Below are 22645 nucleotides of genomic sequence, written 5' to 3'. Positions count from 1 at the left end.
GAATGGCACTCAATATCAGATCAGGGGACTCCTCACAGAGGAAATCGGTCAGCCGGTACCTAACTCAGGTAGGATTGCAAAACAGATTGGAGTTTAGCTCGGGCTCGGGCAATGCGTGATTTAACAGTTCCGAGGGAAACTCCCGTCATTTCTGCAATTTCCTCATAGGGTAGGCCATCAATTTCTCGCAAAATAATGGTTGTCCGAAAGGCTGTGGGCAGATCTGCAATCGCTGCTTGCAGACTTTCGTAGAACTCTGCCGTCGTCAAAGTGTCATCTGGGCTGGGGTAGTCAGAGACAATATCCCAATCTACTTCACCATCCTCTACGCGCCGGGGTGCATCTAAGGAAATAGGATGACTGACTCGCTTGCGTTTACGCAATTCGTCGTAGAACAAATTGGTGGCAATACGGCTCAACCAGCCCTTAAACTTTACCGGCTCCTGGAGACGTTTGATGTTTCGATATACTCGAATCCAAACCTCCTGGGCCAGGTCAGCCCGGTCTTGCCAATCTGGTGCTAAATGATACAAAATCTTATCCACGTGGGATTGATAACGTCGTAATAATTCATCAAAGGCGGAATTATCTGGATAAGCTTGGGCTTGACAGCGCAGAATTAAGTCGTAGTTGGATAGGCGGTCTAGGCCACAGGAAAACTGAGAACCCTTGTCGTCTCGAAGCAAGGCCCCGAGGTCAGCAGGGCGAATTGATTTATCCATCAGACTATAGCTCCTCACTCAGGTCATTTGAGGTCAGGATAGCGCAAAAAGTTCCTGAAACGGCCGCTTGTTAGCACAAAAATTCACGCAAAAAAGGTAGAGAATCTTTCTCTACCCTTACCATGACTTCTCTCGCGGCCTAAACCCTAGTTATTGTCAGCATTCTCAGCTTGAGATGAATAAGGTTTGATGCTTACAATCGTTCCCCCAAGACGGGTAATCCGACGCATTTCCTCATTCATACGAGCGTAGGGAACCTTGATAAAGACACTACCACTCCGGCGAATATCGTAGGAATTATTCTCGCTGGCTTCCGTTTGACGCAGGCCACTCACTTCGTAAACAAAAACGCGATTGGCGGATGCCGCATTGGAATAACCGACCAGTGCAGATTGACCTAACATATTGATTAACTGTCTCCTAACTAAAGCGAAAGCAGATACCTCTGAAAGCCCCTGAAAAGGAGACTTCCTCCACTAGTCTCGGTTAATTTTCCGAGATTAGGGAAGAAGCTCCGAGACTGGACTTCCGTTTAATTCAAGCTAGCCGGGGTAATGCTGGCTACCTTGCCCCCCAGACGATGAATTTGCTGGAGAGTATTATTCAATTGTTCTAGGGGAACAATAACGGCTTTATTGCTCCGGCGAACCTTCGGATAGCCAGGGGCGCTAATGGCCGCAATTTCCACGCGGAAGAGTTTCCGGACATTCCCGTAGGGAACGGTACCGCCCAGAGCCTTGGCGGGAGTAACCCCCGCTTTGGAAGGACGATAAGCCCAACCCACATTGCTACCACTGGGGCCAACAATGGCGGAGACACTATTTTGGGCCAGTTCCGTCGCCAAACGAGTATCGTTCCGCTCTAGCTGGGCCCGGTCACTATTGGCATAGCCCCGGTACAGGCGGAAGATCCGGGTAAAGCCCACCGTCCGGTCTCCAACTTGATTGTTGAAACGGTAGTAGGGAACGATATTTTCCCCAAAATTGTCTTGATATTCTACCGAATCAATGTAGGAATCAATTTCAGCATCAAAACCTTTATTTTCGTAAAGGTCTAAATGAAAGATTACTTCCGACTCATCGTAGGGAGCTCGGCCCAACAGATGCTTGTAATTGAGTTCGATAACCCGCGTCTGAAAATTGTTGTAGAAAAATTTCTTTTTATACAATTCGGACTTGGCAACAGTACGAACAAACTCGCGGACGCTAATAGAACCATTACAAAGTAACGATTCTGCACCTTTAAGCCGCTCTGATTCCATCACATAATCATTACCCAATACCTGGCGATAGACCGCACGGATTACCGCCTTGGCATCATCCTGGGTAAAATCAGGACGTAGTTCGGTTGGGCTCGCGTTGTTATAGGGTTCAATTCCCAGTCTGGAAGCTGCAACTGTAATAGCCACTGATAAATTCTCCTTGCCGTTTAAATTTCATTATGCCGGGGTGATACTAACAATAGTACCACCCTGCCGATTAATTTGCTGCAACTGGTTGGATAATTGCTCGTAGGAGACAATCACTTCCGTACTACTACGGCGAACACGAGTGGTTCGACCAGCTACGGCACCTTGGATCACCCGTAAGCGATAGAACTGATTGCGGCTCCCCGCCGAAGTGCCGTGCAAGCAATCCCCTGTCGAACCAATATAAACAGGAGAAACACTATTCTGGGCTAATTCCCGTGTTAACTTGGCTTTCCCACCATTGCTTTGGGCGCGATCGCTATTGGCATAACCGCGATATAGGCGGAACATACGGGTAAAACCGACGGTACGATCACCAATTTGATTATTAAAACGGTAGTAGGGAACAATGTTTTCCCCAAAATTTTCTTGATATTCTACCGAATCAATATAGGAATCGATATCAGCCTCAAATCCTTCATTTTCGTAAAGGTCTAAATGAAAGATTACTTCCGACTCATCGTAGGGAGGACGACCCAGCAGATGCTTATAATTCAGTTCAATCACTCTGGTTTGGAAATTGTTATAAAAAAACTTTCCTTTGTAGAGTTCAGATTGCGCAACCGTACGAACAAAATCCCGTACACTGATAGAGCCGTTACGGAGCAAAGATTCTGCACCTTTGAGTCGCTCAGATTCCATGACATAATCATGGCCTAACACTTGACGATAAACTGCGCGAATTACCGCAGTGGCATCATCTTGGCTGAAATCAGGACGGAGTTCGATTGGACTGGCATTGGCGTAGGGTTCGACCCCCAGTCGGGACGCTGCAATTGTAATTCCCACTAGATTAAGTCTCCTTTGTTATAGATCAACATAGATACAGCAAGACCTGGAGAGTCGGAAGATTGCTAACAAGTTGTCAACAGCCCTCCGCCTTTCCAGGTCATTGTTAACTCAAGATGACTAGCTTAGGGCATTGATAGCATAGTCAATGTAGGAATTGGCTTCATCACGAGCATCTCCGCTCAGACCATGGTTGGCTTTGATATATTTCAAAGCTTCAACGTACCAGCTGGGAGAGAGGTCGAAGGTGCGGTTGATTTCATCAAGACCAGCGATGAGGTACTCATCGAGGGGGCCAGTTCCACCAGCAACCAAGCAGTAGGTGATAATGCGGAGGTAGTAACCGATGTCACGAGCACATTTGTCTTTGCCACGTTGGTCAGCGGCAAAGTTAGCACCTTGCATTTGGGTGGTGTAGGGGAACTTGTTGTAAACAGCTTGGGCAGCACCGTTAACCAAGCTTTGAGCATTAGCACTTAACGCTTTAGCAGCTTGAATACCGGAGTTGGCTTGGCGCAGACGACCAAAAGCAACTTGCAGTTCGGTGGCGCTCAAGTAGCGGCCTTGGGAATCAGCGGTAGCGACGGCTTCGGTCAAGGGGGTTTTCATAGTTCTGGTATCTCCCGTTTAATTTGAAAAGTTTCCTAGATATGGAATGGTGAGTATTTAAGTTAAAGACTCTTAACCTAATTGGCAGATATAAAGGCCAAGACTAGGCAACAGCAGCAGCGGCGCGGTCGAAGTAACCAGCGATTTCAGCAACTAGCGCACTGCAATCACCGCGGGTAATGCCATTGGGATCGTTAACGATATCCAGGGCAGCTTCTTTCATTTTTTGAACGCCAGCAGCAACGGAAGCACCGGGAACACCCAGAGCAACATAGGTTTCACGGAGACCATTTAAGCAACGGTCTTCGAGAACGGAAGCATCACCGGTAAAGGTTGCGTAGGTAACATAGCGGAGGATGATGTCCATGTCACGTAAGCAAGCAGCCATACGGCGATGGGTGTAAGCGTTTCCACCGGGTTGGATGAGTTGGGGCTGTTCAGCAAACAGGGCGCGAGCAGCGTTGGAAACAATGGCAGAGGCACTACCGGTCATGCGGTTAACGCAATCAATACGTTTTAAACCTTCACCAACGGTAGAAGTGAGGGCGTCCAGTTGAGAATTGGAAAGATACTCGCCACGAGCATCAGCTTGGGATACAACCCGAGTGAATACGTCAAACATTGATTAATCTCCTACTTGACTGAGTTGAGTTGGGATTTCAGATTTGCGATTCCCTAAAACCTAGGGACAGGTTGATGAAACAACCTAGGGAAGAACGCGGTACTAGCTTGACTGCTTTTCTGAGTTTTCAGGCATAATCACCGAGAAATCTGAGAAAAAGCACTAGAGCGATTTCATTTACCCTAAGGGGTGATGGAGCTAGCTCTTTGTAAGCTTTAGGCAACCTTGACTTCCCTCAGTAATATTTTATACAACGCCAGTGGGACTTCTGTCTGTTACGTCTTGTTAAAATTTTTCCTGTTTTTTTGTAACGAAATGTTGCGAACAATCTGAGAAAACAGTCCTCTCAGTTCCCGCTCTAGTCGTTTAAATTTCTGTAACTAGGGGAAGTGTTTACAATAAAGGATTGTTAGCTATTCTTTCACCTTTGGGCTCCTATGACCTCAACTCGTGCTGACTTTTCCTTGGTCTATTCAGCAGCGGCTCGACAACGAGCAGAACGGGCCCTGCGTTGTTCTCCGTTTCGTTTACCCCTGCTAGTCGCCATGGATAGCCAAAGTATTCCCCTCAGTGCCATTGCAGGGAAAGCGGGACTGCAACAGGGATATGTTGCCCAGGCCTTGGGAGAGGGGCGGGTTGAACGGGAATTTATGTGGTTGATCCAAGTGGGCCTACTGCGCCGGGAGGTAGATGGGCAAGGCATTACCGACCAGTTTCGCCTCACCCCGCTGGGGAAACAAATCCAGTCCCAATGGCAGGGCCAAGGCCAGAGCTGGCCCCAGCCGATTTGGTGGGAACGACTGCAAAACCAGCTCCGTCGTTGGTTTTCCTTCTCGCTATGAGCAAAGCCGTAATGGTGGTGGGAACGACCTCCCATGCCGGAAAATCCCTGGTAACCACGGCTCTTTGCCGTCTTTTGGCTCAGCAGGGTTACCGGGTTGCTCCCTTTAAAGGCCAAAATATGGCCCTGAATGCCTACGTCACCGCCGAAGGCAAGGAAATGGGCCATGCCCAGGCAGTGCAAGCTTGGGCAGCCAAAACCGAACCGCTGGGAGCCATGAATCCGATTTTGCTCAAACCCCAGGGAGACATGACTTCCCAAGTAATTTTGCGGGGGGAAGCCGTTGGCGTCACTCGGGCCAGTGACTACTACCAGCAATATTTTCAGCGGGGTTGGCAAGCGATTACCGAATCCCTAGCGCTTTTGCAGAAAACCTTTGAAGTCATTGTCTGTGAAGGGGCCGGCAGTCCCGCAGAAATTAATCTCAAGCACCGCGACCTGACCAATATGCGGGTGGCCAGCCATCTCCAGGCCTGGACTCTACTGGTGGTGGATATTGACCGAGGCGGAGCCTTTGCCCATGTGGTGGGAACCTTGGCCCTGCTAGAGCCAGAGGAGCGGGCCTTGATTAAGGGCATTGTGATCAACAAATTTCGGGGCCAGCGCTCTTTGTTGGATTCGGGGATTGAATGGCTAGAAAGCTACACGGGAATCCCCGTTTTGGGCGTCTTGCCCTACAGTGACATTGCCTTTCCGGCGGAGGATTCCTTGTCCCTATTAGAACGGCCCTCCCGGCCGGGCCCTGATGACCTAAGGATCGGCATTATTCGCTTACCTCGCATCGCCAATTTTACCGATTTTGATCCTCTCACCTCAGAAATTAACGTCTGTACTGAGTTTATTGGACTGGAGCAATCCCTCGGCAACCTGGATGCGGTGATTCTACCCGGTTCTAAAACCACCCTGGCGGATCTTCAGGCCCTGCACCACAGCGGCATGGCCCAAGAAATTCAGGCCTATGCAGCCCAGGGCGGCACGGTTCTAGGCCTCTGCGGTGGCTACCAAATGCTAGGGGAGGTCGTGACCGACCCCAGCGGCCAGGAGGGCGAGCTACGAGCAGTTGCCGGGTTAAAGCTATTGCCGCTCCGAACCCAACTGCAAGGGACAAAACTCACCCAACAGCGCCAGGCTCTGGCCCACTATCCTGTTCCAGGGTTTAGGGTTACGGGCTACGAAATTCACCAAGGCCTGACGGAAGTAGATTCGTCAGTTCCAGACTTCTTTCCCTTATTTCAAGATCAAGACCTTGGCCTGGTCAATGCTGAGCAGACCTGCTGGGGAAGCTATCTCCACGGGCTGTTTGATCATGGCCCCTGGCGACGGGCCTGGCTGAATCAACTCCGACAACGGCGGGGCCTAGGCCTTCTTCCCCTGGTAGTAGACAACTATGCCCAACAGCGGGAGAAAATTCTTGACCAAGTGGCAGAATTGCTGGCCCAGTACCTAAACCTCGACCCTATTTTGAGCTATTTGGAGACGAAGACCCCATGACCGTGACGGTTCATTTTTTACCTGATGACATCCAGATCGAAGCAGAAGTGGGAGAACCCCTGCTAACCGTGGCGGAACGGGCCGGCGTATTTATCCCCACTGGTTGTTTAATGGGGTCGTGCCATGCCTGTGAAGTAGAGTTGGGGGATGGCACCCCTGTTTGTGCTTGCCTTAGCGCTGTCCCTATCGGAGTCAAAACCCTGGAAATTACGCTCTACAGCGACCCCGTTTGGTAAACAGGTCGGGGTAAGGGGATTTTTTCTAACCCAGGCCCTTAGGCAACGGCTTCTAGGGACGCCAGAGGGTCGGGAATACTGGCCGAAGGGGCCTGGAATTCGCCAGTGAGTACATACTCTAGGCGTAATTTTAGCCAGACAATAAAGGATTTATTGGTGGAGATCACCGCCACGTTCTGGGGGGGAACTTGGGCCTTGAGGGCCTGCATTTCCGGAGCTGCTAGAAAAGCCGGTTGTTTAACAAGCCAAAAATCAATTTCTTTATTTTTTTCTTGATAGTCCCGCGTCCGTTCCTTCAGGACTTCCTCAAAGGGTTCTTCTTCAAGCAAAAATCGTTGACTCGCCAGGACGTAGTAGTAAGTTGCCATAACGCATTGAGTATCAGTATTTGTAATCAGGGAAACCCCAACTATACAGGCTACCATGCCTCAGGGAGCGACTTGACCCAGCATGGCGAGTTTCATTTCCCTTACCGCTCGTTCTAGGCCCACTAAGACAGCCCGGCTAATAATGCTATGACCAATATTGAGTTCCTCGACCCCTGGTAAACAGGCGACATCATAGACATTCCAGTAGGTGAGGCCATGACCGGCATTAATGCGCAGTCCTAAGCTCAGGGCCTGGTCACAACTTTGCTGAAGTGCGCCCAATTCCTGGGCCTGGTCTTCTGCTGTGGGGGCATCGGCATAACGCCCCGTGTGTAGTTCAATGAACTTGGCCTCGACTTTCGCCGCCGCTTCAATCTGTTGGGGTTCGGGGTCAATGAAGAGACTAACAGGAATTTTGGCCGACTGGAGATCATACACCATTCGTTGCAAACGCTCTAGATTTCCTGCAACATCTAGGCCCCCTTCGGTGGTCACTTCCTCACGTTTTTCGGGGACGAGGGTGACATAATCTGGTTTGACCGCCAGGGCAATAGCTAACATTTCCGGGGTTGCAGCCATTTCCAGATTGAGGTGAGTCCGCACGGTTTGCCGGAGCAGGTGAATATCCCGTTCTTGAATATGGCGACGGTCTTCCCGTAGATGGGCCGTAATGCCATCGGCCCCGGCTAATTCTGCCAGGAGGGCCGCTGTGACCGGATCGGGTTCGACGGTGCGACGGGCCTGACGCAGGGTGGCCACATGATCGATATTGACGCCCAAGGTTAACACGGCAGAAAACTCCTAAACACAACAAACAGGGGGCATTCAAGAAAGCAACTTTTCTGGCCCTCACCCCCAACCCCTCTCCCAATTACTGGGCGAGGGGAGCAAAATGATCTTAATTTTTGTTGAACCGACGAAGAAAAGCCCTAATAGGCATCCTGGAGTTCGTAAAAATCGGGGGAAATATAGTCCTTCCGCAGGGGCCAGCCAATCCAATCTTCAGGCATGAGAATGCGCTTCAGACCGGGATGGCCCTCATAGACAATGCCGAACATGTCGTAGCATTCCCGTTCCTGCCAATCGGCACCTCGCCAGATCCAGTAGACCGAGGGGAGTCGGGGATTGTTGCGGGGCAAGAAAACCTTGAGGCGCACTTCCTCGGGGTGACGACTATCATCTCCCACCTTGATCAGATGGTAAAAGCTGACGAGTGCTTGGCCGGGCCCTTCATCGTAGGCCCCTTGGCATTGGAGGTAGTTGAAACCGTAGGCGTAGAGGGCCGTTGCCAGGGGCAGCAGGAGTTCCGGTTCGACCCGCAGGATTTCGACGCCTAAATGATCCACCGCCAGGCTATCGTGGGCAAAGCCGTTCTCGCTTAACCAAGTGGATACGGGGCCGGCCTGGACGATGGTAGTGGTTGCCTCCGGAGAATTAGGGAGAGATTGTTCTTCAGCCACGGTTGACTTGCTCCTTTGCGGGGAATGAGGTTGCTAAGGCGGGGGGAACGGGCAGGCCCATGGCCTCGGTTAATTCAAGCGGTGGTGCTTGCCGGGTTGGCTCCTGCAAATACTTACCGGTCAGGATAGGCTCTACCGACTTGAGGGAGTGGGGCGTACTGTAGTAGCGGTGGGTTTGTTGCGTCACCGTTGCCCGCTCCTGGATCGATTCGTTGGCGACTTTCTTACGGAGTTTGATAATGGCATCAAAAATAGCCTCGGGGCGGGGAGGGCAGCCAGGGATATAGACATCCACGGGAATTAACTTGTCAACCCCCCGGACGGCGGTAGTGGAGTCGCTACTAAACATCCCTCCCGTGATCGTACAGGCTCCCATGGCAATGACGTATTTCGGTTCTGGCATTTCTTCGTACAAACGCACGAGAGCCGGGGCCATTTTCATGGTGATGGTGCCAGCGGTAATGATCAAATCCGCTTGGCGGGGGCTAGAGCGGGGTACCAGGCCAAAGCGGTCAAAGTCAAAGCGAGAACCAATCAGAGCCGCAAATTCAATAAAGCAACAGGCAGTCCCGTAGAGCAGGGGCCAGAGGCTAGATAGTTTGGCCCAATTGTAGAGGTCATCAACAGTGGTCAGGATGACGTTTTCCGAGAGGTCTTGGGTAACCTGGGCCCGACTAATGGGATTGAGAATTTTGGCCGCCGAGGCAGAGTCGGGTGTAGAGAGATTGACAGGACTGGGACTCATAGGACGATCAAGGGTTCAGTAGAGGGGAGTAATAGAGGTGAAATTCCGCAAACTTAAGACCATTCCAAGGCCCCTTTGCGCCAGGCGTAGACCAGGGCAACCACCAAGATGGCCATGAAGATCAGCGCCTCCACAAAGGCTAACAGGCCGAGTTGATTGAAGGCAACGGCCCAGGGATACAAGAACACCGTTTCTACATCAAAGACAACGAAAACCAGGGCAAACATATAGTAACGGATGTTGAATTGAATCCAAGCGCCGCCAATGGGTTCCATGCCGGATTCATAGGTCGTTTGTCGCTCAGGGCCTCCCCCACTGGGGCGGAGAAGCTTGGAAGCCGTCAGGGCCAGAACGGGGACTAAACCGCAGATAAAAAGAAACCCTAAAAAATATTCGTAACCATTTAAAACAAACACAGCAATGCCCCCTAGATTCAATCCCTCTGAGTTTAGGTCTTTTGGACTCAAAGGGCAATGAAATTTGGCTTATATTATAGGGCGTTTTGCTAACTTATTGGGTGAATTTTGTTAAGGGTTACAGTCCGGATCTGTAGAGCCGGGACGCGGCTCAATGATAACCTCTGGCTCTAATCTATCCTGCCAGGGAGCGAAGACGGGTAATAGGGCCAGACCGGGAAGGGCGGCCAGAAAACTGATCACAAAAAATAAAGGCCAACCCGTCAACTTCGCAAGTAATCCAGCAGGTGCAATTAAAATATTTTGGCTAAAGGCATAGAGACTAGAGAGCAAAGCGTACTGGGTTGCAGAAAATTGTCGATTACAAAGGCTCATAAAAAAAGCCAGAAAGGCCGCTGTCCCTAGGCCCGCACAAAAATTTTCAATATTAATAGTCAACACCATCCAGGGGTAGTTTTTGCCCAGATTCGCCAGGACAAGATAAGCCAAGTTACTAATCGCCTGAAAACCGCCAAAAAGCCAGAGGGAGCGGTTAATGCCTAGACGGCTGAGGAAGGCCCCGCCGGCCAGGGTTCCCACAATCGTCGCCACTAGACCCATGCCCCCCTTGATCGCCCCGATATCTGTTTGGCTAAAACCCGTTTGTAACAAAAACGGGGTGGACATATTATTCGCCAGGGCATCGCCGAGTTTGTATAGCACGATGAAAACGAGAATCATGGCCCCAGAGACCAGGCCCTTGCGCTGGAAGAAATCCTGGAAGGGTTCCACTATAGCCGCAAAGAGGGTCTCCGGTGGCTGAAAAGTCTCCTCCGGATCTGGAGCCAACCAGGCCGCCACCATGCCGATGACCATCAGGCCCGCCATCAGCCAATAGACCTGGGGCCAGGGCATCCGATCCGCCAAAATTAAGGCCAGAGAACCCGTCGTCAATAGAGCTATCCGGTAGCCCAACACAAAAACCGCTACTCCTGCTCCCATTTCCGGTGGATCAAGAATATCCGTGCGGTAGGCATCGGCCGCAATATCCTGGGTGGCGCTAAAAAAGGCGATAAAAAGTGCCGTCACCGCCAAAAGATTCAGGGAGTCCCTTGGATTTTGAAACCCCATGGCAGCAATGGCCAGGATGAGTCCCAACTGGGTAATGAGGAGCCAACCCCGCCGCCGACCCAAGAAGGGGGGAACATAGCGGTCCAACAAGGGAGACCACAAAAACTTAAAAGAATAAGGCGTTGCTACCAAACTAAAGAGGCCAATGGCCGCTAGATCAACCTTTTCCGTCGTCATCCAGGCCTGGAGGGTTTGACTCGTGAGAAAGAGGGGAAGACCGGACGCAAAACCTAAAAAAATTAAGGCCGCCATTTTCGGACTTTCAAACACCTTGAATAGACGGACTAGCATAGAACAAAAATTCTGATTAAGATTTCGTTATTGTATCAAGGCCCCAGGTATCCCGAACCAGGTAGAGGGGACGGGCCTTCACTTCTTCGTAAACTCGGCCCAGGTATTCTCCAATCACCCCCAGACTGATTAACTGCACGCCTCCCAGAAATAAAATCGCCACCATCAAGGAGGCGTAACCGGGGACATCAATCCCCAAAACAATGGTTCTCAACACGAGATAGCTGGCGTAGAAGAGCGATAGCAAAGAAATTAAGAGACCAAGGTAGCTCCATACTTTGAGGGGGACTAAACTAAAGGAAATAATACCGTCTAGGGCAAAATTCCAAAGTTTCCAATAATTCCACTTACTTTTTCCTGTAAATCGAGGCTCCCGGTCAAATAAAACGGAAGTCTGACGATACCCCACCCAGGCAAACAGGCCCTTCATGAAGCGGGTGCGTTCGGGGAGCTGCTTCAGGGCCTCCACCACGGGACGATTCATCAGGCGAAAATCCCCCGTGTTAGCCGGGATACCGATGGGGGTCATTCGACCGATAGTCTGGTAAAAAGCCTCTGCGGTTCTGCGTTTAAACCAGGTTTCTCCCTGGCGGGTGCGGCGGGTGGCATAGACGACATCAAAGCCTTCGCGCCATTTCTGGATCAAGACGGGAATCAGTTCCGGAGGGTCTTGGAGGTCGGCATCAATGGGAATCACGGCCTGGCCCTGGGCAAAATCAATCCCAGCAGAGAGGGCAATTTCCTTGCCAAAGTTACGGGAAAGGTTAATGACCTTAATGGCAGGATTTTGCTGGTGGTATCGTACCAACTCCATTAGTGTATTGTCTCGACTACCATCGTTAACGCACAGCACTTCATAGGCCAGGGCCAGGCCATCGAGAACCTTGAGTAATCGCTCAAAGAGCTTTTCCAGACTTGACCCTTCGTTATACATGGGAATCACCACAGAAAGCTCAATAGCAGAAGGGCTGGTCATGAATTCGTAAACGGGCGGTGGGGCGAAGAACATCCCTAGTGTAGGGCCTGGGGGCCAACTTTCCCCTTTCTGGGCATTCGTCTGTGCAATCTTTCGGCTAACGCTCTAGAATAGAAAGGTTGTCAACTTTTTGTCCAGTACCATGGCAGTCCCTAAGAAGAAAACCTCTAAAGCCAAAAGAGACCAGCGCCGCGCCCATTGGAGACGGCAGGCCGCTAAGCAGGCCCAGCGGGCCCTTTCCCTCGGCAAATCCATTCTCACCGGCCGTTCCAAAAGCTTTGTCTTTCCTGAGGATGAAGACGAAGACGAGGAGTAGATTGGCTCCAGGCCCCGTTAGTCAAAACCCCAACTGCGTGATGTTGGGGCTTCGTTTTTTAGGCTATTTTTTGAGATTTTCGGCACCGGCAATGACTTTTGCCGATTGAATCTTATCCCCTTGCTTAATTTTGTCGATGGCCTCCATGCCTTTAGTGACATAGCCAAAAACGGCGTAGTCGCCATCCAAAAAGCCAATGTCATCGGAGAGGGCAAAGTAGAACTGGGAAGAGGCGGAATTGGGGGATTGGGAACGGGCCATGGCAATCGCCCCCCGCTTGTGGGGAAGAGCCACCGGCGGATTTTGGTAACCGGATTGCTGCCCCAGGCCCTGGCCATAGACTGGCGGGGTCGGTTTTTCCGGGTCTTTATCAATCAGTTTAATTTCCAGGGGAATATTGCGGGGCTTTTTCGTGGCGGGGTCGGTGAAGCCGCCTGTCCCATTGCCGAGGGGGTCTCCCCCTTGAACGACAAAGGGTTGGGGTTCGCGAACAACCCGGTGAAAGCTAAGGCCATTGTAGAAACCCCTTTCCACCAGATCCACAAAATTGCCAGCGGTGACGGGGGCATTTTTGCCATCAATTGCAATCAGAATTGGTGTGCCGTTAACGATCATTTCCACCGTGGCATTGCCATCTAAACGAGGCTTGTAGGTATCCATATTGATGGTATCGGCCGAAGCCGTTGTTAGGGGGGTAGGGTTTGGAGAAGAGGTAGCCTGGGGTTGTTCGCAGGCCCCGAGGACAAGATTTAGTATCAAAAATACTGCTAGGCCCAGGGGCCACCAGCCTTGCTTAAATTTGACCATTGCTTAGTTATGACTTGATCGGAGTGCAGACTATCGGTTTTGTCTTATAGCCCTTCGAGGGGAACCCCTAGAAAACGGGCCAGTTCGGCCCCTTGATTTTCCAGTTGGGAGAGGGAAATCGGCTGACCCACACGGGTGAGGGGAATATCCCGCTTCTGTTTGACCTTTAGATACAGGGCCCGCTTGGGATTAACGCCTTCTTTAATCTCGGCCCTAACGGCTTGGACATCTGTAATGGGGCTAGTGAGTTCAATGCGGCGATTTTTTCCCGGAAAGCCCCAGCGGAAAATAGTGACCGTTCCGGTTTCGTGGTTAAACTCATTGAAGCCCCCGCCCACATTCAATGCCATCGTTAGCCAGAGGTAGAGAGCTACGAGGGAGCCGGCCACACCATAGAAGGAGAGGGCAACCCCCTGGGGAATAAATTGCAGGCTAGAGGTGTCGCTGACCAGTAACAAGTTGGTGCCCAAATAACTGGAAAGCCCGGCTAAAAGAAAGCCAATTCCCCCAATGGAGGAGATGACAGCCCAAAAATAGTTACTCAACCGGCGAGACCCCAAAACCGTCTGGCGGAGAACTCGGTTAGACTGAGTTGCGGTCGATCCACTCATTGAAATCCTGTTTTTTTAAGCAAAGCTGAAGAATATTAACACTCTGCATTGTACCCGAATCTACCCATGTCGCCCGTTGATATTTTGATCTTGTCCAATGGCCCTGGTGAAGTCATGACCTGGGTTCGTCCCGTGGTGGAGCGCCTCCACCAAATCCTGGGAGCAGAGCGGCCGTGGGTTCGCATCTCCCTGATGCTGTCTCCCTGTCCCCACGCCATGGGTAAAGAAGCGGAGGTGGCCCGTCGGTACCCCGAGATTGACCGGGTTCAGGAAAGTCAGTATTTTTTTGATTTTTTGCTCTGGGGCAAAACCCGAGACCATTGGGATTGGCATTCCCAAGGCGTAGTCGTCTTTCTGGGCGGCGATCAGTTTTACACTCTGCTGGCGGGCCGTCGTTTAGACTATCGCACTGTTGTTTACGGTGAATGGGAGGCTCGGTGGTATCGTTGGCTCGATGCCTTTGGCGTGATGAATGAATCGGTTCGTCAGTCTGTTCCCGCTAAGTATCGAGACAAGTTAAAGGTAATTGGCGATCTCATGGCTGATGTCGGGCCGGATCAATCTCCTCCCCAGGAGTCTGGATCAGACGTTCGGATTGGCCTGTTACCTGGTTCCAAGGCCAGTAAATTGGCCCAGGGGGTTCCCCTATGTTTAGCCACCGCAGAACAGATTAAAAAGGCCTGGCCAGATAGCTATTTTCAATTGTTTGTCGCGCCAACAGTCGATCTACCGGCCCTGGCCAATTACGCCGATCTCCAACGCAATCCCCTCGCAGCTTATTTTGGGCAAGTCGGGGGTCAAATTCACGGTGCCTTCCTGACAACTACTGGGGGCCTTGAGATTGAACTCGTGACCCAATTTCCGGCCGATGCTGAACTTGGCAAGCTGACCTGTGCCATCACAACCGTCGGTGCCAATACCGCCCAGTTGGGGGCCCTGGGCATTCCTATGGTTGTCCTCCTGCCGACCCAACAATTAGATGCTATGCGCAGTTGGGATGGTTTACCGGGCCTGTTGGCCCGATTGCCAGGCCTGGGGTCACTCTTGGCACGGGGAATTAATGCTCTGATTCTCCGTCAAAATCGACGGTTTGCCTGGCCCAATATCTGGGCAAAACGGGAGATTGTGCCGGAATTAGTGGGCCAGTTAACGCCCCAGCAGGTAGCTGGGTTGGTCGTGGATTGGTTGGCCCATCCTGAAAAATTACAGGCCATTCGAGCGGATTTAAGGGCCGTGCGGGGCCAGCCCGGCGCCACCCAGGGCCTGGTCGATCTGATTCTGGAACAAATGCAATCAATGGGTTGGACGCCACAGGATAGTTTGCGTTAAAGCCGTTTTACGGGGCTAACCGCCTTGGGCCGTTGATAAAACCTGATAGGATCGGGAGGCTCTAAACCCCGATCAGATCCTTGAAACAGCGTTCCCACTACTGGCGGCTCGTCCCCTACCTACGCCCCCATCTCCAGACCATTGGCCTGGCCTTTCTCTGTACTTTAGTTTTTACCGTCTTTTGGCCGATCCTGGCTTGGCTGGTGGGCCGCATGGCCAAGTCCATTGGTGAGGGTAATGTCCAAGCAATTTTGGCCCTAGCAGGAGTGGCGGCGGCTATTTTTCTGATACGGGGGGCCGCGCAGTATGGCCAGGATTCTTTGATGGCCAAGGCGGCCCTGACCATTGCCTTTGACCTACGCCGTCGAGTCTATAGCCATGTGCAACGGCTGAGTTTGAGTTATTTTGAACAGGCTAAAACGGGGGATTTGACCTATCGTCTGACGGAGGATATTGACCGCATTGGTGAGGTGATCAATAAACTTTTCCACGATTTTGTGCCCTCGGTGTTGCAGTTGGTGGTGGTCTTTGGCTATATGTTTTGGCTGAATTGGGCCTTGACCTGTGCGGTGTTGGTGGTGGCCCCCTTGATGGCGGTCTTGATTGGCTTTTTTGGGGAGCAGTTACTGAAGTTGAGCCGTCGTAGTCAGAATCGCATTTCTAACCTATCGTCCCTCTTGACTGAAAGTTTTGCGGGGATACGGCTGGTCAAGGCCTTTGCTGCCGAGGACTATCAATTGGGCCGGTTTAGCGAAGAAGCGATCCAGCATCGTCGGGCGCAATATTCTGCGGAGCAAGTCAAGGCGCTGCAGTTTGTTGTAGTGGGTTTCCTTGAAGCCATGGCTGTGGTTTTTTTGTTCTGCTTAGCGGCCTGGCAAATTTCTTTGGGGAACTTAACAGGCATTGGCTTTATTAGCTACGTGACCGCCGTGGCCATGCTGATTGACCCGATTAGCCATATCACCAGTGATTACAATCTCTTTAAGCAAGGGGAAGCTTCCATTGACCGGATTTTTGAACTCCTGGCCCTAGAACCTGCGGTGCAAAACCATCCTCAAGCTGTCGATCTGCCCCAAATGAGGGGGGCCGTCGTTTATGACAATGTGGGGTTTGAATACCTACCGGGTCGGCTCGTCTTGCAGGAGATTAATCTGTCGGCCCAACCCGGGGAAATGATTGCCCTCGTCGGGGCCTCCGGTGCCGGCAAGAGTACCCTGGTCAATTTATTGATGCGTCTCTACAACGCCAGCAGTGGCAAAGTTCTGATCGATGGACAGGATGTCCAAGCTATCACCCTCAAAAGCCTGCGGAACCAGATTGCCATGGTGCCCCAGGAAAATATTCTTTTTTCGGGGACGATTGCGGAAAATATTGCCTTTGGTCAAACTGACTTAGATCTTGCGGCCATTGAAGCGGCGGCGAAGGTGGCCAACGCCCACGACTTTATTATGGAACTCTCCCAGGGCTACCATACTTACGTCGGGGAGCGGGGGGTTAACCTCTCCGGGGGCCAACGTCAACGCATTGCCATTGCGCGGGCCATTCTCCGTAATCCAGCCATTCTCATTCTGGATGAAGCGACTTCGGCCCTAGACTCTGAATCCGAGGCCCTGGTGCAGGAGGCCCTCGACCGCATTACCCAGGAACGAACGGTCTTTGTGATTGCCCATCGCCTGGCCACCGTGCGCCGAGCCCACCGCATTATTGTCCTAGAGCAGGGCAAAATCATCGAAATGGGTACCCATGACAGCTTGATTGCCCAACAGGGGCGCTATGCCCGTTTCCATGCCCAACAGTTTGCCCAGTGAATCAGAGCGTTTGTCCCCTCTGCCATAATTGAAAAAAATCCTTGACGGACAAGACCCCGGCTGATGCCTCCCTCTCGTCTCATTCCCCTTGTTATCGGTCTTAGCATTATCCTCGGCCTGGTGATCTGGCTGATCGATGCGATCCTACGCCTCTATGCCCAGGTGGCCTGGACGTCTCCTTTTTTAGGCAATATCCTCATTCTGATGATCTTGGGGTTATTGGGCCTCTTGATCTATGCTTTTTTTTACTATTTCAACCTCTCCACCCGGCCCAAACTCTCCAAACAGGCCCAGCAACGACGCATCAAACTGCCGGAGCAGAAAACCGCGACCGCTACCACCAATCTCCAGGCCATCCGTCGTCAAGTCCAGCAAATCCAGGATGAAGTGGCAAAACAGGCCCTTTTGCAAAAGTCCCAGGCCATTGAGGCCAATTTACAGCGGGGCCGCCTGCATTTAGTGGTGTTTGGCACTGGCTCCGCGGGCAAAACCTCCCTGGTAAATGCTCTTCTCGGTAATCGAGCCGGTAGGGTGGCGCCGACCATGGGCACGACTCAAATTGGTGAAACCTATTCCCTGGCCCTGCCCGGCCTGAATCGGGAGATCGTGATCACCGATACCCCAGGCATTTTAGAGGCGGGTATTGCCGGTACGGAGCGAGAAAAACAGGCCCGGCAACTGGCCACCGAGGCCGACCTACTGCTGTTTGTGGTGGATAATGACCTGCGCCAATCGGAATACGAACCGCTCCAGGCCCTGGCGGCCATTGGCAAGCGTTCCCTGCTGATCTTCAACAAAAAAGACCTCTACACCCTGGAAGATACAGATATGCTCCTAACGACTTTGCGTCGTCGGGTTCAGCCCTTCATTCCTGCCGAAGATGTCTTGGCCATTGCGGCCTGTCCCCAGGATATTCAAATCCAACCCGGCCTGAGGGTTAAGCCCGATCCTGAAATTGACAGCTTGGTTAAACGCTTGATCACCGTGCTTCGGGCCGATGCAGAGGATTTAATGGCCGACAATGTTCTGCTTCAATCCCAGCGTCTAGGAGAAACGGCCCGACAACTCATTGACCAACAACGTCGTCGGGAAGCGACCCAAATCATCGACCGATATCAATGGGTCGGGGCCGGTGTGATTGCGGTGACGCCTTTGCCGGTGCTGGATATGCTGGCCACCGCGGCGGTCAATGCCCAAATGGTGGTGGAGATCGGCCGCGTCTATGGTTGCGAACTGGATGGTGAGCGGGGGAAGGAATTGGCCCTGTCCCTCGGTAAAACCTTTGTTAGCCTGGGCATTGTTAAGGGAGCAGTGGAATTATTGGCCAGTGTTCTGCAATTTCAGGTGACGACCTATCTTCTAGGCAAATTAATTCAGGCTGTCACCGCCGCCTACCTGACTCGCATTGCCGGGAAGAGTTTTATCCAATATTTTCGCCAAGACCAGGATTGGGGCGATGGCGGTATTACCGAAGTTGTTCAGCAACAATTTCAACTTAGTCGCAAGGATCAGTTCATCCAAGCCTTTGTCAAAGAAGCCATTGCTAAGGTCGTACAGCCCTTGAGTGACACCTGGAACCTGACTCCCGAGACATCCCCAGAAGAGGCCCTGGCCCCTTTGCCGGATTTATCCCAGATTTCCCCAATTCCCCTGGAATTGATTCCCCAGGATAACCCCCTTCCCGACCGGCCCTATGCAGATTGGGAAACGCCGCCCAAGTACCTGGATGATTGGTAAATGAGGCCTGTCTCAGTCGGCCCTTAGAATCTATTTATAAAGTCTCATTCTGCCCCTAAATTTGGGGGATAGGGGGCTTGAAGAAGGGTCTTTTTTCTTGGAAATCGCCTGAACAATAGCACCCTCCTTTTTGATGAGTGCGGCAACCTTGAGTTATTCTCTAGAAACCGGCCATAACAGGAAATTGGCTGAGGGCCGAAGACAGAAATTGTAGAGCCAGAATCGCCAAAATCGGTGAAAAATCGATGCCTCCTAGAGGCGGAATAAAGGAGCGGAAAATATTCAGGTAGGGGTCTGTAATTGGGCTGAGAAAACCCATCGCCGAGTTGGCCCATTCGGCGGTTTGGAACCAGGAAAGCAAAATTCTAATAAAAAGGAGTAAGAGATAAATGTTAATGAAGTTCAGCAGTGTATTAATAATAAGTGCAGTTGCATCCATAGAAATATCCCTAAAATGACGGTCGGAATTAATCCTCATCATAGCTTGAAGCCCTGGCGATGCCAATCTGGCGCTAGGCGCTCGCTAGGATTTGTCGAACAATGCTCCAGGCCGAATAGCTGACGCCGGCCGTCCCCTCTCCAGGGTGAACAGAATCCCCCGCCAGCCAGAGATTTTTAATCGGTGAACGGGTGGCCAGGCCAAAAGGGCCAAAGGTAGCCAGGCGTTGGCCCACTCCGCCCACAATCCCATGTTGCCGTAGGGTAAAGCGCTCGAAGGTGCGAGGAGTCGCGACTTCCTGGTGGAGAATCGTGGCCTCCGTAAGTTCAAAGTATTGACTCAGGCGGACCAGGGCCGTTTGGGTATAGTGGGCCTTGAGTTGCTCATAGGCCTGGGGAGAATCCGTCCACCAAGAGCCAACATCAGTAAACGAGGACGCCACAATCGTCCGTTGGCCGAGGGGAGCGCGGCCATCCCCCGGCTTGCTCACACTGACAAATAGGGAATTATTTTCGCCAATCGGGCCTTGGGCATCATACAAAAACTGCAAATGAGGAGGACAATCAACCGGAATAGCGGCCTCCTGTACTCCTAGATAAATAACAAAGGCCCCGGAGGACGGGGGAAGGGCCTTAACACGTTGTTGGTAGCCTGGGGGAGGTTGATCTAGAAGGTCGATTAAGTTTGGGGCTGGGACGTTGGCAATAATGTGATCTGCCTCTTCCCGATGAACGGTTCCGGTTTTTAAATCCGTAAGAGTCAGGCCAATCACGCGGCCTTGTTGCTGATGAATGCGGTCAATACGATGGCGTCGATAAAGCTGGCCGCCGTATTTTTCTAGGCCAGTAACCAGTGTATCGGCCAAAACTTGCATACTACCCTGCAGATGGCAAAGGCCCTGGGGGGCCTGGGAAACCGCTAGGGCCGTCGCCGCGTAGAGAAGCGCTGTTTCATCGGCCCCCACCTGGGAATAGAGTTTTAGCTGGAGATCCAAAAAGGTTTTGAGGCGCTGGTCGGCCCCTAGGCCCAGGAGCTTCAGAGCATCGGTGACGGTCATCCCGGTAAACGGCACTGTGATCAGGGTATCGGGACGTAGGGCCTGAAGCAATTGCAGTCCATCCCATAAATGGCGGGGAGGGAGGATGGGGTCTCGGCTTTGAAAGCGCCAGCTGGCCTGGAAGAGGGACTGGAGCAATTGCCAAAAAAGTTCACTACCGGGAAATTGTCGTTGTCGTTCCTGTCGCCAGCGCTCAGGATCTCGCCAAACCGAGATCGGTTCCCTTTCTCCGGGTAAAAAGACGGCACAGGCCGGGTCACAGTCCGTTGCCTCAGGCAGGGGCAGGCCTAACTGGCTGAAAATACGCTGGTGGATTCCCCCCATTTCCAGACCCGCGACCTGGGTGGCCCCCACATCAAAAATAAAGCCCCGTCGCCGAAAACTAGAGGCACAACCGCCAACAACGGCGGCCTGTTCGTAGACCCTTACCTCGTAACCCTGTTGGGCCAGTAGCGCCCCGGCAGTTAGGCCCCCAATACCGGCCCCAATTACCAAAACCCGTTGTGTCATTCCCAGCTATTCACATACTTAACATTTCTTTACATTATCCCCAGAAAGAGGGATGAGTGCCGAGAAACCCTTGGGCTTAGGATGGAGAATAGACCTGGATTGCCCATCGTGACGATTGCCTATGATTCACCTAACGCCAACCGCAGCCCAAGAAATTAAGCGACTCCAGCAGAGCCGAGGCCAACACAAAAGTTCCTTTCGTCTAGGCGTCCAGGCGGGGGGCTGTGCCGGTTTGTACTATACCCTAGACCTCATCAATGAGTTTGCGGAAACCGACCTAGAATTTGAGAGCGAGGGTATTGCCATTGCGATCCCCGAAGCCGTGGCTCATTATGTACAAAACCTGCGAGTTGACTACGCCGAAGACCTGATGGGGGGAGGTTTTCGCTTTAGCAATCCCAATGCTAGCAAGACCTGTAGTTGTAGTCTTTCATTTCAGTTGGATGCTTAAGGTTTCGTGTTGAATCTACTGTCCTAAGTTGGCCGTGAACAGGTTTGTTAGAATACGGGCTATCGACAAGTCTCCGGAGTTAAGGCCATGACGGTAGCCCTTGAGCGTGACATTCTTTATCCTGACAGTGACGGACAACCCATGGCGGATAATACCAAGCAATTTCGTTGGATTGTGTTGCTCAAGGAAAATTTAGAATGTCTTTTTGCCGATGACCCCGATGTCTTTGTGGCAGGGGATTTGCTGTGGTATCCCGTAGAAGGCCATCCTGAAATTCGGATTGCTCCGGATGCGATGGTTGTGTTGGGTCGTCCCAAGGGAGACAGGGGCTCGTATCGGCAGTGGTTAGAAGATAATCAACCGCCCCAGGTGGTGTTTGAGGTTTTATCCCCAGGCAATACCACTAAGGAAATGACGCGTAAGTTAAAGTTCTATGAGCATTATAAAGTTGAGGAGTACTACATTTATGACCCCGACTACAATGAGTTGACAGGATTAGAACGGGTTGAGGGAGAGTTAAGGCTGATTGAGGCAGTGGAAAATTGGACGAGCCCCCGCCTAAGCATCCGTTTTGAGTTAACAGAGACCGAGTTGAAGGTCTATTATCCGGATGGGCGCCCTTTTTTAAGCACGATAGAATTGGCGCGACAGGCGGAAGCGGCCCAGCAACGGGCCGACCAAGCGCAACAGGAAATGATCTTGGAGCGTCAAAGGGCCGAGCAAGCTGATCAACAGGCCGAACTGGCCCAGCAACGAGCAGAACAAGCCGAATTGGAAAACGCGCGCTTAAGGGAGTTATTGCGTCAGGCGGGCTGGTCTTCTGGGGAAAGCGCTCCGAACTAAACCCGCACGAGGGTTACCGCTTCGGGTTGATCCTGATATTTGCCTTCGCGAGTGTGATAGCTAATAGAGCAAGGCTCCCCTTCCAGGAAAAGTAGCTGTACAACGCCCTCGTTGGCATAGATGCGACAGTCAGCGCTAGAGGAATTAGAAAATTCCAAGGTTAGATGGCCCCGCCAACCGGCCTCTGCAGGGGTCAAATTGGCGATTAAACCAATACGGGCGTAGGAACTTTTGCCGATACACAACACCGTAATGTGGTCGGGAATTTCTAGCCGTTCCAGGGCCACTCCCAGTCCATAGGAATGGGCCGGCAAGATAAAAAACTGGCCATTTTCATCTTGATGAAGCTTACTGGCTTCTAAATTCTCAGCATTGAAATTTTTAGGATCGACCACCGTGCCGGGAATATGGCGAAAAATGCGAAAATCACTGGGAGAAAGGCGGATATCGTAGCCAAAACTGCTCAAGCCAAAAGAAATCACCGGCAAGCTCTCTACACGACGCACCAGTCGAGGTTCAAAGGGGGCAATCATCCCCTGACTAGCCATTCCTGTGATCCACAGGTCATTTTTAATCATTAATCTAGACTCCGT

The 22645-nt window shown here is 51.8% G+C and carries 27 protein-coding genes; 9 read left to right on the top strand and 18 right to left on the bottom strand.

The annotated features are described in order from the left end of the window. Positions 1-59 precede the first annotated feature (59 nt). From ABXS88_RS14905 to ABXS88_RS14880, 6 genes are all read right to left on the bottom strand, one after another. Entirely contained in the window at positions 60-722 is a 663-nt protein-coding gene (locus tag ABXS88_RS14905; RefSeq protein ID WP_353672836.1) for a sigma-70 family RNA polymerase sigma factor, read from the bottom strand. 146 nt (positions 723-868) lie between these two features. Further along, complete coding sequence (locus ABXS88_RS14900) at positions 869-1126, bottom strand: phycobilisome linker polypeptide (protein WP_353672835.1); 258 nt, start codon at positions 1124-1126, stop codon at positions 869-871. A gap of 128 nt (positions 1127-1254) precedes the next feature. Further along, a complete protein-coding gene (locus ABXS88_RS14895; protein WP_353672834.1) occupies positions 1255-2130 on the bottom strand; it encodes a phycobilisome linker polypeptide in 876 nt (291 codons plus the stop codon). 30 nt (positions 2131-2160) lie between these two features. After that, entirely contained in the window at positions 2161-2979 is an 819-nt protein-coding gene (locus ABXS88_RS14890; protein ID WP_353672833.1) for a phycobilisome linker polypeptide, read from the bottom strand. A 120-nt stretch (positions 2980-3099) separates the two neighbouring features. Beyond that, positions 3100-3588 carry a phycocyanin subunit alpha gene (cpcA, locus tag ABXS88_RS14885; RefSeq protein ID WP_353672832.1) on the bottom strand — a complete coding sequence of 163 codons (489 nt, stop codon included), beginning with the start codon at positions 3586-3588 and terminating at the stop codon, positions 3100-3102. Between the two features lie 103 nt (positions 3589-3691). Then, complete coding sequence (locus ABXS88_RS14880) at positions 3692-4210, bottom strand: phycocyanin subunit beta (RefSeq protein ID WP_353672831.1); 519 nt, start codon at positions 4208-4210, stop codon at positions 3692-3694. A 437-nt stretch (positions 4211-4647) separates the two neighbouring features. Here ABXS88_RS14880 and ABXS88_RS14875 point away from each other — a divergent pair, with 437 nt between their 5' ends. From ABXS88_RS14875 to ABXS88_RS14865, 3 genes are read left to right on the top strand one after another with little or no spacing between them, the layout of a single operon-like run. Next, the gene (locus ABXS88_RS14875; RefSeq protein ID WP_353672830.1) at positions 4648-5052 is read left to right on the top strand and encodes an Npun_F0494 family protein; all 405 of its coding nucleotides are present in this window, start codon (positions 4648-4650) and stop codon (positions 5050-5052) included. Then, entirely contained in the window at positions 5049-6542 is a 1494-nt protein-coding gene (gene cobQ / locus ABXS88_RS14870; protein WP_353672829.1) for a cobyric acid synthase CobQ, read from the top strand. Before ABXS88_RS14875 ends, cobQ begins: the two co-directional genes overlap by 4 nt. Next, positions 6539-6778: a 2Fe-2S iron-sulfur cluster-binding protein gene (locus tag ABXS88_RS14865; protein WP_353672828.1), complete on the top strand. Its 240-nt coding sequence runs from the start codon at positions 6539-6541 to the stop codon at positions 6776-6778. Before cobQ ends, ABXS88_RS14865 begins: the two co-directional genes overlap by 4 nt. 38 nt (positions 6779-6816) lie before the next feature. On the opposite strand, the gene ABXS88_RS14860 is transcribed toward ABXS88_RS14865, so the two are convergent. The 7 genes from ABXS88_RS14860 to ABXS88_RS14830 form a co-directional block, all read right to left on the bottom strand. Further along, a complete protein-coding gene (locus ABXS88_RS14860; RefSeq protein ID WP_353672827.1) occupies positions 6817-7146 on the bottom strand; it encodes an MgPME-cyclase complex family protein in 330 nt (109 codons plus the stop codon). Between the two features lie 60 nt (positions 7147-7206). Beyond that, positions 7207-7935 (bottom strand): pyridoxine 5'-phosphate synthase, encoded by a 729-nt coding sequence (locus tag ABXS88_RS14855; RefSeq protein WP_353672826.1) that lies wholly within the window; start codon positions 7933-7935, stop codon positions 7207-7209. A 140-nt stretch (positions 7936-8075) separates the two neighbouring features. After that, entirely contained in the window at positions 8076-8606 is a 531-nt protein-coding gene (locus ABXS88_RS14850) for an NAD(P)H-quinone oxidoreductase subunit J (protein ID WP_353672825.1), read from the bottom strand. Further along, positions 8599-9351, bottom strand: coding sequence for a photosynthetic/respiratory NAD(P)H-quinone oxidoreductase subunit K (gene ndhK / locus ABXS88_RS14845; protein WP_353672824.1), 753 nt, complete (start codon positions 9349-9351; stop codon positions 8599-8601). Before ndhK ends, ABXS88_RS14850 begins: the two co-directional genes overlap by 8 nt. 53 nt (positions 9352-9404) lie before the next feature. Continuing rightward, a complete protein-coding gene (gene ndhC, locus ABXS88_RS14840; protein ID WP_353672823.1) occupies positions 9405-9767 on the bottom strand; it encodes a photosynthetic/respiratory NAD(P)H-quinone oxidoreductase subunit C in 363 nt (120 codons plus the stop codon). 111 nt (positions 9768-9878) lie between these two features. Further along, positions 9879-11168: an MFS transporter gene (locus ABXS88_RS14835; protein WP_353672822.1), complete on the bottom strand. Its 1290-nt coding sequence runs from the start codon at positions 11166-11168 to the stop codon at positions 9879-9881. A gap of 16 nt (positions 11169-11184) precedes the next feature. After that, positions 11185-12144, bottom strand: a complete 960-nt coding sequence (locus ABXS88_RS14830) for a glycosyltransferase family 2 protein (protein ID WP_353672821.1) — start codon at positions 12142-12144, stop codon at positions 11185-11187. Positions 12145-12286: 142 nt separating this feature from the next. Between ABXS88_RS14830 and rpmF the strand changes: the two genes are divergently transcribed. Then, positions 12287-12460: a 50S ribosomal protein L32 gene (gene rpmF, locus ABXS88_RS14825; RefSeq protein WP_353672820.1), complete on the top strand. Its 174-nt coding sequence runs from the start codon at positions 12287-12289 to the stop codon at positions 12458-12460. A 63-nt stretch (positions 12461-12523) separates the two neighbouring features. Here the strand turns inward: rpmF and ABXS88_RS14820 are convergent, their stop codons facing one another. Together ABXS88_RS14820 and ABXS88_RS14815 are read right to left on the bottom strand one after the other, a co-directional pair. Next, positions 12524-13267 (bottom strand): peptidylprolyl isomerase, encoded by a 744-nt coding sequence (locus tag ABXS88_RS14820; protein WP_353672819.1) that lies wholly within the window; start codon positions 13265-13267, stop codon positions 12524-12526. 44 nt (positions 13268-13311) lie between these two features. Further along, positions 13312-13878, bottom strand: a complete 567-nt coding sequence (locus ABXS88_RS14815) for a photosystem I assembly protein Ycf4 (RefSeq protein ID WP_353672818.1) — start codon at positions 13876-13878, stop codon at positions 13312-13314. A 66-nt stretch (positions 13879-13944) separates the two neighbouring features. On the opposite strand from ABXS88_RS14815, the gene ABXS88_RS14810 reads away from it, so the two are divergent. The 3 genes from ABXS88_RS14810 (at position 13945) to ABXS88_RS14800 (ending at position 18752) form a co-directional block, all read left to right on the top strand. Further along, positions 13945-15207 carry a lipid-A-disaccharide synthase gene (locus ABXS88_RS14810; RefSeq protein ID WP_353672817.1) on the top strand — a complete coding sequence of 421 codons (1263 nt, stop codon included), beginning with the start codon at positions 13945-13947 and terminating at the stop codon, positions 15205-15207. 146 nt (positions 15208-15353) lie between these two features. Continuing rightward, entirely contained in the window at positions 15354-17015 is a 1662-nt protein-coding gene (locus ABXS88_RS14805) for an ABC transporter ATP-binding protein (protein WP_353674831.1), read from the top strand. A gap of 63 nt (positions 17016-17078) precedes the next feature. Then, positions 17079-18752 (top strand): GTP-binding protein, encoded by a 1674-nt coding sequence (locus tag ABXS88_RS14800; protein ID WP_353672816.1) that lies wholly within the window; start codon positions 17079-17081, stop codon positions 18750-18752. Positions 18753-18912: 160 nt separating this feature from the next. On the opposite strand, the gene ABXS88_RS14795 is transcribed toward ABXS88_RS14800, so the two are convergent. Then, a complete protein-coding gene (locus ABXS88_RS14795; protein ID WP_353672815.1) occupies positions 18913-19191 on the bottom strand; it encodes a YggT family protein in 279 nt (92 codons plus the stop codon). Positions 19192-19264: 73 nt separating this feature from the next. Next, positions 19265-20758, bottom strand: coding sequence for a C-3',4' desaturase CrtD (gene crtD / locus ABXS88_RS14790; protein WP_353672814.1), 1494 nt, complete (start codon positions 20756-20758; stop codon positions 19265-19267). 121 nt (positions 20759-20879) lie between these two features. Here crtD and ABXS88_RS14785 point away from each other — a divergent pair, with 121 nt between their 5' ends. Together ABXS88_RS14785 and ABXS88_RS14780 are read left to right on the top strand one after the other, a co-directional pair. After that, positions 20880-21209 carry an iron-sulfur cluster assembly accessory protein gene (locus tag ABXS88_RS14785; protein ID WP_353672813.1) on the top strand — a complete coding sequence of 110 codons (330 nt, stop codon included), beginning with the start codon at positions 20880-20882 and terminating at the stop codon, positions 21207-21209. An 87-nt stretch (positions 21210-21296) separates the two neighbouring features. Further along, a complete protein-coding gene (locus ABXS88_RS14780; protein ID WP_353672812.1) occupies positions 21297-22052 on the top strand; it encodes a Uma2 family endonuclease in 756 nt (251 codons plus the stop codon). On the opposite strand, the gene dcd is transcribed toward ABXS88_RS14780, so the two are convergent. Beyond that, positions 22049-22630 carry a dCTP deaminase gene (dcd, locus tag ABXS88_RS14775; RefSeq protein ID WP_353672811.1) on the bottom strand — a complete coding sequence of 194 codons (582 nt, stop codon included), beginning with the start codon at positions 22628-22630 and terminating at the stop codon, positions 22049-22051. The two genes, ABXS88_RS14780 and dcd, sit on opposite strands and share 4 nt — an antisense overlap. Positions 22631-22645: the final 15 nt, after the last annotated feature.

The organism is Synechocystis sp. LKSZ1 (genome assembly GCF_040436315.1).
Taxonomy (GTDB): domain Bacteria; phylum Cyanobacteriota; class Cyanobacteriia; order Cyanobacteriales; family Microcystaceae; genus Synechocystis.
Note: the sequence above shows the minus strand (reverse complement) of the source record. Positions and strands in the feature narration are given on the sequence as shown.

Coding starts and splice junctions, on each gene's coding strand:
- ABXS88_RS14905 (WP_353672836.1), bottom strand. CDS start 722: ATGGATAAATCAATTCGCCCTGCTGACCTCGGGGCCTTGCTTCGAGAC.
- ABXS88_RS14900 (WP_353672835.1), bottom strand. CDS start 1,126: ATGTTAGGTCAATCTGCACTGGTCGGTTATTCCAATGCGGCATCCGCC.
- cpcA (WP_353672832.1), bottom strand. CDS start 3,588: ATGAAAACCCCCTTGACCGAAGCCGTCGCTACCGCTGATTCCCAAGGC.
- ABXS88_RS14880 (WP_353672831.1), bottom strand. CDS start 4,210: ATGTTTGACGTATTCACTCGGGTTGTATCCCAAGCTGATGCTCGTGGC.
- ABXS88_RS14875 (WP_353672830.1), top strand. CDS start 4,648: ATGACCTCAACTCGTGCTGACTTTTCCTTGGTCTATTCAGCAGCGGCT.
- cobQ (WP_353672829.1), top strand. CDS start 5,049: ATGAGCAAAGCCGTAATGGTGGTGGGAACGACCTCCCATGCCGGAAAA.
- ABXS88_RS14865 (WP_353672828.1), top strand. CDS start 6,539: ATGACCGTGACGGTTCATTTTTTACCTGATGACATCCAGATCGAAGCA.
- ABXS88_RS14860 (WP_353672827.1), bottom strand. CDS start 7,146: ATGGCAACTTACTACTACGTCCTGGCGAGTCAACGATTTTTGCTTGAA.
- ndhK (WP_353672824.1), bottom strand. CDS start 9,351: ATGAGTCCCAGTCCTGTCAATCTCTCTACACCCGACTCTGCCTCGGCG.
- ABXS88_RS14835 (WP_353672822.1), bottom strand. CDS start 11,168: ATGCTAGTCCGTCTATTCAAGGTGTTTGAAAGTCCGAAAATGGCGGCC.
- ABXS88_RS14830 (WP_353672821.1), bottom strand. CDS start 12,144: ATGACCAGCCCTTCTGCTATTGAGCTTTCTGTGGTGATTCCCATGTAT.
- rpmF (WP_353672820.1), top strand. CDS start 12,287: ATGGCAGTCCCTAAGAAGAAAACCTCTAAAGCCAAAAGAGACCAGCGC.
- ABXS88_RS14820 (WP_353672819.1), bottom strand. CDS start 13,267: ATGGTCAAATTTAAGCAAGGCTGGTGGCCCCTGGGCCTAGCAGTATTT.
- ABXS88_RS14815 (WP_353672818.1), bottom strand. CDS start 13,878: ATGAGTGGATCGACCGCAACTCAGTCTAACCGAGTTCTCCGCCAGACG.
- ABXS88_RS14810 (WP_353672817.1), top strand. CDS start 13,945: ATGTCGCCCGTTGATATTTTGATCTTGTCCAATGGCCCTGGTGAAGTC.
- ABXS88_RS14800 (WP_353672816.1), top strand. CDS start 17,079: ATGCCTCCCTCTCGTCTCATTCCCCTTGTTATCGGTCTTAGCATTATC.
- ABXS88_RS14795 (WP_353672815.1), bottom strand. CDS start 19,191: ATGGATGCAACTGCACTTATTATTAATACACTGCTGAACTTCATTAAC.
- crtD (WP_353672814.1), bottom strand. CDS start 20,758: ATGACACAACGGGTTTTGGTAATTGGGGCCGGTATTGGGGGCCTAACT.
- ABXS88_RS14785 (WP_353672813.1), top strand. CDS start 20,880: ATGATTCACCTAACGCCAACCGCAGCCCAAGAAATTAAGCGACTCCAG.
- ABXS88_RS14780 (WP_353672812.1), top strand. CDS start 21,297: ATGACGGTAGCCCTTGAGCGTGACATTCTTTATCCTGACAGTGACGGA.
- dcd (WP_353672811.1), bottom strand. CDS start 22,630: ATGATTAAAAATGACCTGTGGATCACAGGAATGGCTAGTCAGGGGATG.